Consider the following 12445-nt stretch of genomic DNA (forward strand, 5'->3'; position numbering starts at 1 on the left):
CTAATGCAACATTTAAACGAATAATTCGTTGGAAGAAATAGAATCTTATGAAGCAAAGAAGGTATGTTATGAAACGAGCAAGAATCATTTATAATCCTACATCTGGGCGTGAAGTGTTTAAAAAGCATCTACCAGAAGTATTGGCGAAATTAGAGGTAGCAGGCTATGAGACATCTTGTCACGCAACAACTTGTGAAGGTGATGCAACCATTGCAGCAAAAAATGCAGTTGAACGCGGCTTTGATATAATCATTGCAGTTGGTGGAGATGGTACATTAAATGAAGTTGTTTCAGGTGTGAGCTCATTTGAGAACCGCCCGAAAGTAGGTTTAATTCCGATGGGCACAACAAATGACTTTGCCCGTGCCGTGCATATTCCGCGAAATATTGATGCTGCCGTTGAAATCATTATTAAAGGCGAAACGTTGCCGGTTGATGTTGGCTTATTAAATGGGGAACGCTATTTCATCAATATTGCCGCTGGCGGACGTATTACAGAGTTAACTTATGAAGTGCCAAGTAAAATGAAAACAATGCTAGGACAGCTAGCATATTACCTAAAAGCAGTAGAAATGATCCCATCAATTAAAGCTTCCCATATGCGTATCGAATATGATGGCGAAGTGTTTGATGGAGATGCCATGATGTTTTTATGCGGCTTAACAAATTCAGTGGGTGGCTTTGAAAAGCTTGCACCTGATGCAAGTATTAATGATGGCTACTTTACTTTAATAGTATTGAAAAAAGTAAGCCTGCCTGAATTTATTCAGCTTGCCGCAATGGCATTAAGAGGCGAGCATTTGAATGATGGCCGTGTAATTTACAAAAAGGCAAGTGTCGTAAAAGTATCTACTGAAGATGAAATACATTTAAACTTAGATGGTGAGTATGGTGGGGATGCGCCTGCTACATTTGAAAACTTAAAGCGCCACATTGAAATTTTTGTTCCACTAGAAGATATTCGTGAGGATGACCGTGTTTAATAACACATTAGAACAGGGTGCTCTCAATTTAGGCGGGAGCCTTGTTCTGTGGATAAAATCGGTAAGATATCCATTTGTAGAGCTATATTTTACATGTAATTGATATTGTGAATGAATTAAGAAAAATAATTGGCAAATGTGCGTATATTACTTGAACAAAATTTGAAACCTTTATAATAGGCCGAAATTCCGGTCCATTATAAAGGTTTTTTTCGTTGCAATAGTGGAAAATGGGAAAGAGATAAGGGAAAGGAAGTGTTGCCTTTGTATAAGTCACAGGAAAGAAAGCTCATTTGGCTAAGCTTTAGTGTTGCAATTATTATGCTACTTTCCATACTTGGAAGAATATTTGGAGGTTAGGGGGGCAATGAAATGGTGAATGAATCAGCAGTCTTTTGGAGTAGAGCATTAACAGAGTTAACTTTATCGTTCCATATTATTTATGCAACGATTGGTGTTGGTGTCCCGTTAATGATTATGATCGCCCAATGGACTGGGTATAAAAAGAATGATGAGCACTATATTTTAATGGCAAGACGTTGGGCACGAGGTTTTGTTATTACGGTTGCAGTCGGAGTTGTTACAGGGACAGCAATTGGCTTACAGTTATCTTTACTATGGCCGAATTTTATGCAGCTTGCCGGTCAGACAATTGCATTACCACTTTTTATGGAAACGTTTGCATTTTTCTTTGAAGCCATCTTTCTAGGCATTTACCTATATACTTGGGATCGCTTCGATAGTCAGAAGAAGCATATGTTACTGTTAATTCCGGTTGCAGTCGGTGCATCGATGTCAGCAGTGTTTATAACAATTGTCAATGCGTTTATGAATGCGCCACAAGGATTTGATATTGTGGACGGACAGCTTGTGAATATTCAACCATTTTTAGCAATGTTTAACCCAGCAATGCCGACAAAGGTAGCGCATGTTCTCGTTACAGCCTATATGACTTCCGCATTTGTGTTAGCATCAATTGCAGGATACCGTATGCTTAGAGGTTCTAAGCACATATATCATAAAAAATCTTTATTACTACTTATGAAGATAGGTCTGATTTTCTCCATTGCATCAGCGATTATTGGAGACTTTTCAGGAAAATATTTAGCAGAATATCAGCCAGAAAAACTAGCTGCAGCTGAGTGGCATTTTGAAACTGAAAACAAAGCTTCCCTTATACTATTTGGTGTATTAGAAGGAGAAGAAGTAAAATACGCTATTAAAGTACCTTATGCTTTAAGCGTTTTAGCACATAATAATCCAAATGCAGAGGTAATTGGATTAGATCAATTTGCTGAAGAAGATCGACCACCACTATATATTCATTACCTCTTTAATATTATGGTGTTTATTGGAATGTTCATGGCGCTCGTTTCACTACTTTATGTAACCGGGAAAGCACGTGATTGGCATTTTATTCATTCACGTTGGTTTAGATGGATTGTTGTTGCAGGCGGACCACTTTCCATTATTGCGATTGAAACAGGATGGTGGCTTGCTGAAGTAGGGCGACAGCCTTGGATTTTATATGGATTAATGCGAACACCAGAAGGGGCCACGACAAGTGATCATGTAGATTTAATGATGCTATTGTTTACAGGAGTGTATGCCGTATTAGGAATAGGAAGTATGGTAGTGTTGATTCGTATGTTCAAAAAGAATCCAATTGAGCGAGAAATAGAAGATCGCCATGCTGATAAAGGCGGTGACATCTTATGACATTAGAGATTTTAGGTATTTCTGTTTTATGGATTTTCTTATTTGGCTATGTCATTGTAGCTTCAATCGATTTTGGTGCAGGCTTCTTTAATGCCTACAGCCTACTCATCGGAAAAAATCATATTTTAACGAATATTATTAAGCGTTATCTATCACCAGTTTGGGAAGTAACCAATGTCTTTTTAGTATTCTTCTTTGTTGGGATTGTTGGATTTTTCCCACAAACAGCTTTCTATTATGGAACGATATTACTTGTTCCAGTTAGTATTTCGCTAGTGCTTCTTGCAATACGAGGCTCCTATTATGCGTTTGAATCATATGGCGCACGTGGACATATCGGTTACACACTGACATATGGGGTAGCAGGCTTGCTCATTCCAGCCTCACTCTCTGTTGTATTTGCGATTGCTGCTGGTGGCTATGTTGATATTGTTAATGGGCAACCAGTCTTGAATTACTGGACATTGTATACGAGCCCATTTGCTTGGAGTATTGTCGTGTTAAGCATTGCGGCTGTTCTTTATATTTCAGCTGTGTTTTTAACTTGGTACGCTCATAAAGCAAAGGATAAAGAAGCCACAAATTTAATGCGAAGATATGCACTTGCTTGGGCGGTGCCTTTAATGGTGAGTGCAATCGGCATTACGTACGAAATGAAATTCATCAATCCTGAAAGTTACGATAATATGGTCAATTTATGGTGGATGTTCGTCATTTCAGCCGTGTTATTTATTATTACTGTAGTGTTAATATGGATGCGAAAAAATTACGGTCTTGCGGTTGGATTATTGATTGCCCAATTTGCAGTGGCGTTCTTCGCATATGGTATCGCACAATATCCATATTTACTATATCCTTACTTAACAATTTACGATAGCTTTACAAGTACACAAATGGCGATTGCACTCGTCATTGCGTTTATTTTAGGACTGTGCTTGCTTATTCCATCACTGTTCTTGTTGTTGAAATTATTCCTATTCAACAAAAATTACGTGACCGGAAAAGAAGACAATCACGCATAGGAGGGATAAAACTATGGCAAGTTTTCTAATGTTTTATGCGCCATTTATAGTCGTCATTCTTGGGATAGCTGCTGCTTTCTGGTGGTCACCTAGAGACTATCACACAGCGAGGAAAGAGGGGAAGAGTCGCGAATAGCGGCTCTTTTTTCTACTCATGTAAAGTGGAGAGGTCTCCGTTTTGGTGCATGGGAAGGAAGAGCTTATTACTTTTTTGTTTGCCTGAGCAGTTTGGGAGGAGAGCGGATCACATTCTGGTTTTACCCGAGCAGTTTAGAAGTAGACTAGATCACTTCCTCGTCATACCCGAGCGGTTAATATTAAGCCTTGTTCTTTTTTCATCCGCCACAACATGCTACAATAAAGAGATTGAAATGGAGGATGTACGAATGTCAGCACCCGTGAAAAAGAATGACCGACTAACAGTTTATATAGAAGATTTAACACATGATGGCAATGGCGTCGCAAAGGTCGATGGCTATCCATTATTTATCCAAGGTGCACTTCCTAATGAAACGGCGGAAGTACATGTTTTAAAAACGTTAAAAAATTACGGCTTTGCGAAGGTTGCAGAAATTCTAAAGCCGTCACCAGACCGTGTAGATGCACCTTGTGAATATTTCAAGCAATGTGGTGGCTGCCAATTACAGCACCTGTCTTATGAAGGACAGTTAAAATGGAAAGAAAATATGGTGCGTAATGTCATGCAGCGCATTGGTAAGATTGATGCACCTGTCTTACCTGTGAAAGGCATGGAAGAGCCTTGGCATTACCGAAATAAAGCACAAATACCTTTCTCCTCAAATGAAGCAGGACAAGCAATTGCTGGCTTCTATAAAACGAAATCTCATAGCATTGTGGACATGGAGCGTTGCTTAATTCAGACAGGAGAAGCAGACGCTATTCTAGCAGGCTTGAAAAAGGAATTAGCTGCTATCGGTATTCGACCATATAACGAGGTATCGCATGAGGGAATGCTACGTCACGTAGTTATTCGTAAAGCACGAGCAACTGGTGAAGTTATGGTTGTTCTTGTAACTAAAAAGAAAAAATTTCTACAAAAAGAAGCCGCTGTTGCGACAATTAAGAAACTTGTCCCGAACGTAACATCAATTATGCAAAATGTAAACAGCGACAAAACGAACGTTATTTTCGGTGATGAAACCGTAAACCTGTGGGGCAAGGACGTTATTATTGATACAATTGGCGATGTGCGTTTTGAAATTTCTGCTCGTTCATTTTATCAAGTAAATCCTCAGCAAACGGAAGTTCTTTACAAACAAGCATTGGACTACGCTGACTTACAGGGTGATGAACGAGTAATTGATGCTTACTGTGGTATAGGCACAATTTCATTGTTCCTTGCGCAAAAAGCAAAGGCTGTTATGGGTGTAGAAATTGTATCGCAAGCTATTGAAGATGCGAAGCGCAACGCGGAATTAAATGGTTTTACTAATACGTATTTTGAGGCAGGTCCAGCCGAGGAAGTAATCCCACGCTGGTATAAGGAAGGTAAAGAAGCGGATGTTTTAGTAGTTGACCCACCGCGTAAGGGCTGCGATGAGGCGCTTCTAAAGACAATTTTAGAACAACGTCCTAAGCGAGTTGTTTATGTGTCCTGTAACCCAGCTACACTAGCACGTGACCTTCGCATTTTGGAGGATGGGGGCTATCAAACACAGGAGATTCAACCTGTGGATATGTTCCCGCATTCGACGCATGTGGAGGTTGTTACGGAACTAACTCTAAAGGAGCGATCATAATGGACGCAGCAAAAAAATGGCTCTCTATCCCGAAAGATATCAGAGAAATGCTCGTGAAAAACGTATTTTGTGGCAATTGTGGTGTAACGGCAATTGTGAAATACACGATACAAGAGGGAGAATATGCCCCTGTATTGAAGGGGAAGTGCAAGACTTGTGGTAGGGATGTTGCTCGGGTGATTGATTAGTAAATGATAGAACTCTGAAAGGATGGAGTGAATATTCCATCCTTTTTGTGTAAGCATGGAAGGGTAATCTTATGCTTGAATAGAAGAGGTTACTTTTGATATATGTGATGAAAATTAACACCTCATAATTGGTATCAGAACATGATAATAGGCAGTCCAAGAACGTGGGTTTGATACCAAATGGTTTATAATTCGATTGATTTATGATATTCAGGACCGATTTTCGTTAAAATAAACATTACCGATTTTCACAAATTATCAATAATAATCAGTTATTTAGCGTGAGATGAGTGTAAAAGAAGTGGAACTTTGGGCTTTATATTTTATGACCAAGAGTTTGAAGATGTATCGATAGTGAGAGGAATTGAGTTTGAAATGATAGATAATTTTTGGCGTGATTTACCACGACCATTTTTTGTACTTGCACCAATGGAAGATGTGACAGATGTTGTTTTTCGTCACGTAGTAAGTGAAGCTGGCCGACCGGATGTATTTTTCACAGAGTTTACAAACTCGGATAGCTATTGTCATCCAGAGGGCATGAAAAGTGTGCGTGGCCGTTTGATTTTTACAGAAGATGAACAGCCAATGGTGGCACATATTTGGGGGGATAATCCCGAATATTTCCGTCAAATGAGTATTGGTATGGCAGAGCTGGGATTTAAAGGAATTGATATTAATATGGGCTGCCCTGTACCGAATGTGGCATCGAGAGGGAAAGGTAGTGGCCTTATCCTGCGTCCAGATGTAGCGGCAGAGCTTATTCAAGCAGCAAAAGCGGGCGGACTGCCTGTCAGCGTGAAAACACGACTTGGCTTTAGCGATGTAAATGAGTGGGAGGAGTGGCTAACGCATATTTTAAAACAGGATATAGCGAACCTTTCTATTCATTTACGTACAAGAAAGGAAATGAGCCAAGTAGATGCGCATTGGGAGCTAATTCCGGAAATCAAAAAATTACGTGACCGTATTGCACCAAATACGCTACTAACAATCAATGGAGACATTCCTGACCGTCAAACTGGGCTGCAACTTGCTGAACAATATGGTATTGATGGTGTTATGATTGGGCGAGGTATATTTAAAAATCCTTTTGCTTTTGAAAAGGAACCAAAAGAGCATAGCAGTAAAGAGTACCTTGATCTTTTAAGACTGCAGCTTGATCTTCAAGATCAATATGCGGAAGAACTACCACGTTCAATCACAGGGCTTCATCGATTTTTTAAAGTTTATGTCAAAGGGTTCCGTGGAGCTGGTGAATTAAGAAATCAATTGATGAACACGAAATCAACAGATGAAGTGCGTGCATTGCTTGATAACTTTGAATCAAACAATGTGGATTGACTATGGACGGTAGATAGAAAAGAGGGGCAAAGAACCCCTCTTTTCTGTTGCCTAATTCAGTTTTGTTTTCAAAGTTACGTATAAAAATCTCTGTTGATGGTTGGCTCAAAATAATCCCCCTCTTAGTAGTAGAAGATTTCGCAGGTTAAAAGGCTAGCTATGCGAGCCCCCCTTAATAATTTTGTCCTGTATTATCATTTATTTACTAATAAAAACCTGTGTTTTGAATGTTATTTCCATAATTTAGTCATCCTATCAATCTATAATTATTCTCTCCATCATGAATGTATTCGCAGTTTGATTGCAATTACATTTCTTGTACTTCAACGATCAGTATAAAAATTTTATATCTCTATTTTCTAAGAGCTGAGGTGATTTTCCTTACTAAAAGTATTGCTTTTTCAATAATAATCTTATAGAATGTAGAACGATATAAATGAACGAAATAAATTTCCTTTAATACGGTCCAGAGAGGCTGAAAAGGGCTACATGATATTTTTAAAGCTAACAATATCTTTGTTTTCTTATGCCCTTTTGTCCTCTGTGACAGAAGGGCTTTTATTTTCCCAATTATACCTCTTTTAAAGGGAGTCCTGTGAGGCTTCAAAAGAGAATGGAAAAGTATTGAATAATCCATTCCCTCAAATAGGCTAAAAGAGATTTTAACTTCTTTCAGCAGATTCTCCTACCTTCATAGGTCGTGAGATGAATGTGGATTTAAGTTACTTTTCAACGGGTGTCCAAACACCCGCTGAAATAGAGGAACTCAGTCTAAGAACGCCACGTCCTGTGGCGACGACTGAGTGACCAACATCACGTTGGCCTAAAGCCTCCGGCGGATGTCACGGAGATCGGAAAGGAGTGCTTAGGGGATGTTAGCCTAAAACCATCGCATCCATGCGATAACGGCTAACTGACCTGCATCGGTGCTGCTGCCGCTGCGTTAGCACTACGCTTTCGCACAAAAAACATTTGCAGGCCTAAGCACAAAGCCGATTCCGGACGCAATTTGCCGAGGCATAATTGATCAATCAACAAGAAACTGGAGGATTGTAAGAATGGATTATCGTAAGAAAACAGTGGTAGCGTCAGTAGCTGGTTTAACGTTGGAAGGGATGGACATTATGTTTATCTCCTTTGCGATGACAATGATTATTTCGGAATTTAACATTGATCTCGCAACGGGTGGGTTGATATCTTCTATAACGAATATTGGTATGCTATTGGGCGGCATTATTTTCGGGGTTTTAGCTGATAAGTATGGGCGGGTAAAAGTATTTACTTATACCGTCTTGTTGTTTGCGCTTGGTACAGCTTTAACTGGATTAGCAACAAATATTGAACAAATTTATATTTATAGATTTATTGCAGGACTTGGTGCTGGGGGCGAATACGGCATTGGTATGGCGCTTGTTGCCGAGGCTTGGCCGAAGAATAAGCAAGGAAGAGCCTCTTCATATGTTAGTGTGGGTGCACAATACGGAGTTATTTTAGCAGCATTACTAAGTGCCATTATTCTTCCTACTTTAGGATGGAGAGCTTTATTCTTTGTTGGTGTGGTACCTGTAATTTTTGCTTTTATTGTACGAAAAAATCTTGAGGAATCACCGGAGTGGTTGGCTGCTCAGAAAAATAAAAAAATCGAAAAGCAACATGAAAAAGGAAAGCTGGCACAATTATTTAAAACGCCGCGAACATCGATGACAACAATCACATTAATCGTTATGGCAACAGTTCAAATTGCAGGTTACAATGGCTTAATGATTTGGTTGCCATCTATGTTGCAAAAATCTCAAGGTCTATCCGTTTCAAGCTCAGCACTATGGACGATTAGCACAGCAGTGGGCATGATTATCGGGATGCTAACATTTGGACGATTTATGGACCGATTTGGGGCAAAGCGTGCATTTGGTTTCTTTTTACTTGCTTCAGCATGTGCTGTGTTTTTATACTCATATGCCACAGGAAGTGTCGCAATTTTAATCGGTGGTGCAATTGTCGGCTTCTTCTCAAATGGTATGTTTGCAGGGTATGGAGCTTTAATTAGTAGCTTTTATCCAGTGCAAATTCGAAGTACAGCTACAAACACGATTTTTAACTTTGGTAGAGCAATTGGAGGATTTTCACCGATCTTTGTCGGATATATCCTTCAAAGTTATGATATGACGATCGTTATGATCTACTTAGCTGCCTTATATTGCATTTCTTTTATTGTGATGCTAACCCTTAAAAAGGGGACAAGCGAGGCTTTACAACTGTTTGAAATTAATTAAACCAATATGCCTCGGCATAATTCTGTGACATCCGCAGAAAGAAGTTAAAACATGAAAGAACGAATTCCAATTTAAAAAGGGATTCGTTCTTTTTGAAATTTATTATTATAATAAACCTTTTGAACGTTTTTCAGCCATTTCAACGAGGCGTTTTGTAATTTCTCCTCCGACTGAACCGTTTGCACGAGAAGAGGCTTCTGGCCCTAATTGTACATTAAATTCTTGTGCGATTTCATACTTCAATTGATCAACAGCTTCATGTACACCAGGAACTAGAAGCTTATTTGAACTACGATTAGCCATTTTTCTCACCTCCTTGTGATTAGAATGGTCGAGAGTTAGGTAATCATACATGTTAAAAAGTAAAATGCACATTCTAAATACTATAGTAAAGTAACTTTTGGAAAGCTAACTAAAATTGTGTATGTCTCTGCTATAATAAAGTAATGCTTCAATTTCGAGGATATGATTATTAGGAGCGCTTTTACAGTCAAAATGGAGGTTTTTTAAATGACGAACAATGATATTTTAATTCGTTTAAGATATGCATTAGATATCAAAAATAAAGATATGGTTGAAATTTTTAAATTAGGCGGCATGGACTTTACGAAGGAAGAAGTATTGAACATGCTCATTAAAGTTAATGATGAGGAAGAAGCACCAGAAGAATACATCAAATGTAATAATAAAATGGTAGAGGCATTTTTAAATGGATTTATTACATTTAAACGAGGGCCGCAAAAGTCTAAGTCTGGTCAGCCAGAAGGACCACTACCTGTTTCTGGGAAAGAAAGCCCTAATAATATGCTATTAAAGAAAGTGAAGATTGCGTTAGCCTTAACGAGTGAGGAGATACTTGATATTTTATATGACGGAGGCGTTAGTGTTTCGAAAGGCGAATTAGGTGCCATTTTAAGAAGTCCAAGTCATCGTAATTATAAAGAATGTGGCGATCGCTTTGTAAGAAATTTCTTAAGAGGGCTGACATATAAATATAGAGAATTATAAGAATCAACTCTTGATTAGATCTGAGGTGTTGTAGTTAGATACGTCCTCGTAGGTTTGTCAAGTTTGATTTTTAATAAAGAGCCAATGAATGAATGATTAAAAAGCAGCTGCTATTTAGTAGCTGCTTTTTTTACGAAGAGAATTACGTTAATTTCTTTATTTTGATAAAAATATTCTACAAAATGCACGGTTTTCTTAGTTGAATCTAGTTGACAGTTTGTGACGAAATTGTGTACACTATAATTGACATAAAGTTGTCACAAAGAGGAAAAATAAATGTTCACGAACAGAGGGGTGCTTTTATGTTTGGTTTAAACATTTTATTAGTTGCTATCGCATGTGTTACTATCCCACTTGTTGTTGCTTCAGTGATGTTAGACATTTTTTATGCAGAAAAGAAACAAGTTCGTTTTTCATTACGCCGTACATCTATATGGTATTCCTGTATGTTTGCTTTATCATTCATACCGTCAGTTTTATACATGACACTAAAATAAATAATTATCTTTAATATGAATAATCATTTAGGGGTAATTGATTATTCAAAATTATAGAGCAGCTACAATATTGCGTTGTAGCTGCTTTTAATTTATTCCAGGGGGTGTCCAAAGACCCACTGCTGCCGCTGAGCAATCATCACAATCTGCAACGGAAATATACAATTTAATTAGTACAATGCAAGCTGATTCGTAGGTTTATTAAATGAACTGTGGCAGGCACCTGTTTTCTCAGGAGTGAAGCGGCTAGAGCTGGTGAATCTGGAAAAGGCTTTGCCGTAGTAGCTGAAGAAGTACGAAAGCTTGCAGAGCAATCAGAAAAATCGGCGAATAGTATATCAAATTTGATTTCCAAAATAAATGAGGATACGAGCTTAACGGTGCAAACTATGAATGTTGTAACAGGAAATGTAGAAGACGGTTTACAAGCTGTTGAAGAAGCTGGAAAATCATTTGAAAGTATCCTCCAATCTATTCAGGGAGTAGTATCTCATACCAAACAAGTTTCTGTAACCTCAGAAGAAATGTCCGCATTTTCTGAGGAGATTACAGCAGGAGTTATGGAAACAACGATGCTTGCTAATAAGGCTGCAAAGGCAACAGAAAGTGTTGTAGAGCGTACGATGGAGCAAGAAAGCTACAATCAAGATATACTCGATTCTGTTTTAAAACTGAACAAAATGGCAGAAGAACTTGAAAAATCCGTTTCAAAGTTTGATGTAGACGCTAAAAACACAGATATTTCCCACTGAAATTAAGAATGAAAAGATAATCGTTAGAATAAAATTTCTATTAACATGGATGAAATAATCCTATCGATTATCTTTTTGAGGGTGGGATATGGATGAAAACCTTTTTTCTTTTATTTCTAGGAATGATTTATTTATTACTAGCAAAGTCAGTCGAAACAGATATATTTAGTAACGTATATTTATTAATTGGTTTAGGACTATTAATAGCAGGAATTATTCGATTTGTTAAAGAACAATATATTTATAACAATAGATTAAATGAAATGAAAGAGGCAAGTGAGGAGGAGCTTATGGCTATCCCTCATACGCATTGCATCATCTCAAATGATTGTTTAAATGCTTTATTACTAAATGAACCTACAAATACACTTTTCCTCGTAAGTAGAGAGGATTTAGAAGAAGAATTGATAAAAAAAGAAATCTCATTCAATAAAATATATGAAGTTGCTATAGTAGAGGATGAAATGTATATTGCTAGGACTAGCAATAGTTTAATAAGTGGGTCATTACTTGGTGAAGATCTGGATATAGAAGAAGAGGAATGCGATGAAGAGGATCCTGAGTATAACACTGTGTCTCAATTAAAGTTGAAAATTGTAGCTGATAACTTATCTGATCCTATTTTAGAATATGTTTTTCTGGAAAACGGTGAGCCTATATCAAGAGAAGAGGATGAATATCAAGAAGCGCTAGAGTTATGTGAGGAATGGTTTCAGAAAATCAGTGTGATTATAAAACGGTATGAGCTTGAAAGGGTACCAATTAGACAGTGGCAATAAAATAATATGAAGTAAAGAAAGCTATCTCGAACAAAATGTCGAGATAGCTTTTTAACTTCTAGGATAATCTAGAGTGACGAGGTGTCGCCTCAAAGTGCTCGGGTGAGCTAGAAAAGTGAT

At 38.0% G+C, this 12445-nt stretch carries 13 protein-coding genes; 12 read left to right on the plus strand and 1 reads right to left on the minus strand.

The features are described 5' to 3' along the window. Positions 1-68 precede the first annotated feature (68 nt). The 8 genes from JNUCC51_RS14715 to JNUCC51_RS14750 all read left to right on the plus strand — a co-directional run bounded on the left by JNUCC51_RS14715 (position 69) and on the right by JNUCC51_RS14750 (position 9289). Positions 69-983 (plus strand): diacylglycerol kinase, encoded by a 915-nt coding sequence (locus tag JNUCC51_RS14715; RefSeq protein WP_337988674.1) that lies wholly within the window; start codon positions 69-71, stop codon positions 981-983. Between the two features lie 372 nt (positions 984-1355). Next, the gene (locus tag JNUCC51_RS14720; RefSeq protein ID WP_337988675.1) at positions 1356-2702 is read left to right on the plus strand and encodes a cytochrome ubiquinol oxidase subunit I; all 1347 of its coding nucleotides are present in this window, start codon (positions 1356-1358) and stop codon (positions 2700-2702) included. Further along, positions 2699-3724, plus strand: coding sequence for a cytochrome d ubiquinol oxidase subunit II (locus tag JNUCC51_RS14725; RefSeq protein ID WP_337988676.1), 1026 nt, complete (start codon positions 2699-2701; stop codon positions 3722-3724). Before JNUCC51_RS14720 ends, JNUCC51_RS14725 begins: the two co-directional genes overlap by 4 nt. A gap of 13 nt (positions 3725-3737) precedes the next feature. Then, entirely contained in the window at positions 3738-3860 is a 123-nt protein-coding gene (gene cydS / locus JNUCC51_RS14730; protein ID WP_337988677.1) for a cytochrome bd oxidase small subunit CydS family protein, read from the plus strand. 250 nt (positions 3861-4110) lie between these two features. Then, a complete protein-coding gene (gene rlmD / locus JNUCC51_RS14735; protein ID WP_337988678.1) occupies positions 4111-5484 on the plus strand; it encodes a 23S rRNA (uracil(1939)-C(5))-methyltransferase RlmD in 1374 nt (457 codons plus the stop codon). Then, on the plus strand, positions 5484-5672 hold the full coding sequence (locus JNUCC51_RS14740; RefSeq protein ID WP_323655684.1) for a hypothetical protein: 189 nt from the start codon (positions 5484-5486) through the stop codon (positions 5670-5672). Before rlmD ends, JNUCC51_RS14740 begins: the two co-directional genes overlap by 1 nt. 375 nt (positions 5673-6047) lie before the next feature. Further along, complete coding sequence (locus JNUCC51_RS14745; protein WP_337992242.1) at positions 6048-7016, plus strand: tRNA dihydrouridine synthase; 969 nt, start codon at positions 6048-6050, stop codon at positions 7014-7016. Positions 7017-8074: 1058 nt separating this feature from the next. Continuing rightward, positions 8075-9289 carry an MFS transporter gene (locus JNUCC51_RS14750; RefSeq protein ID WP_337988679.1) on the plus strand — a complete coding sequence of 405 codons (1215 nt, stop codon included), beginning with the start codon at positions 8075-8077 and terminating at the stop codon, positions 9287-9289. A 105-nt stretch (positions 9290-9394) separates the two neighbouring features. Here JNUCC51_RS14750 and JNUCC51_RS14755 read toward each other — a convergent pair whose 3' ends face one another. After that, positions 9395-9592, minus strand: a complete 198-nt coding sequence (locus JNUCC51_RS14755) for an alpha/beta-type small acid-soluble spore protein (protein ID WP_049668804.1) — start codon at positions 9590-9592, stop codon at positions 9395-9397. Between the two features lie 207 nt (positions 9593-9799). Here JNUCC51_RS14755 and JNUCC51_RS14760 point away from each other — a divergent pair, with 207 nt between their 5' ends. From JNUCC51_RS14760 to JNUCC51_RS14775, 4 genes are all read left to right on the plus strand, one after another. Beyond that, a complete protein-coding gene (locus tag JNUCC51_RS14760) occupies positions 9800-10297 on the plus strand; it encodes a YehS family protein (protein ID WP_337988680.1) in 498 nt (165 codons plus the stop codon). Positions 10298-10599: 302 nt separating this feature from the next. Next, on the plus strand, positions 10600-10794 hold the full coding sequence (locus tag JNUCC51_RS14765) for a hypothetical protein (RefSeq protein WP_049668806.1): 195 nt from the start codon (positions 10600-10602) through the stop codon (positions 10792-10794). A gap of 212 nt (positions 10795-11006) precedes the next feature. Next, positions 11007-11546 (plus strand): methyl-accepting chemotaxis protein, encoded by a 540-nt coding sequence (locus JNUCC51_RS14770; RefSeq protein WP_337988681.1) that lies wholly within the window; start codon positions 11007-11009, stop codon positions 11544-11546. 92 nt (positions 11547-11638) lie between these two features. Then, the gene (locus tag JNUCC51_RS14775) at positions 11639-12325 is read left to right on the plus strand and encodes a hypothetical protein (RefSeq protein WP_337988682.1); all 687 of its coding nucleotides are present in this window, start codon (positions 11639-11641) and stop codon (positions 12323-12325) included. Positions 12326-12445 lie beyond the last annotated feature (120 nt).

The organism is Lysinibacillus sp. JNUCC 51 (assembly GCF_015999525.1).
GTDB classification, from domain to species: Bacteria; Bacillota; Bacilli; order Bacillales_A; family Planococcaceae; genus Lysinibacillus; species Lysinibacillus xylanilyticus.

Excerpts from the sequence above, each read along its gene's own strand:
- JNUCC51_RS14715 (WP_337988674.1), top strand. The coding sequence starts at position 69 with ATGAAACGAGCAAGAATCATTTATAATCCTACATCTGGGCGTGAAGTG.
- JNUCC51_RS14720 (WP_337988675.1), top strand. The coding sequence starts at position 1,356 with ATGGTGAATGAATCAGCAGTCTTTTGGAGTAGAGCATTAACAGAGTTA.
- JNUCC51_RS14725 (WP_337988676.1), top strand. The coding sequence starts at position 2,699 with ATGACATTAGAGATTTTAGGTATTTCTGTTTTATGGATTTTCTTATTT.
- cydS (WP_337988677.1), top strand. The coding sequence starts at position 3,738 with ATGGCAAGTTTTCTAATGTTTTATGCGCCATTTATAGTCGTCATTCTT.
- rlmD (WP_337988678.1), top strand. The coding sequence starts at position 4,111 with ATGTCAGCACCCGTGAAAAAGAATGACCGACTAACAGTTTATATAGAA.
- JNUCC51_RS14740 (WP_323655684.1), top strand. The coding sequence starts at position 5,484 with ATGGACGCAGCAAAAAAATGGCTCTCTATCCCGAAAGATATCAGAGAA.
- JNUCC51_RS14745 (WP_337992242.1), top strand. The coding sequence starts at position 6,048 with ATGATAGATAATTTTTGGCGTGATTTACCACGACCATTTTTTGTACTT.
- JNUCC51_RS14750 (WP_337988679.1), top strand. The coding sequence starts at position 8,075 with ATGGATTATCGTAAGAAAACAGTGGTAGCGTCAGTAGCTGGTTTAACG.
- JNUCC51_RS14755 (WP_049668804.1), bottom strand. The coding sequence starts at position 9,592 with ATGGCTAATCGTAGTTCAAATAAGCTTCTAGTTCCTGGTGTACATGAA.
- JNUCC51_RS14760 (WP_337988680.1), top strand. The coding sequence starts at position 9,800 with ATGACGAACAATGATATTTTAATTCGTTTAAGATATGCATTAGATATC.
- JNUCC51_RS14765 (WP_049668806.1), top strand. The coding sequence starts at position 10,600 with ATGTTTGGTTTAAACATTTTATTAGTTGCTATCGCATGTGTTACTATC.
- JNUCC51_RS14775 (WP_337988682.1), top strand. The coding sequence starts at position 11,639 with ATGAAAACCTTTTTTCTTTTATTTCTAGGAATGATTTATTTATTACTA.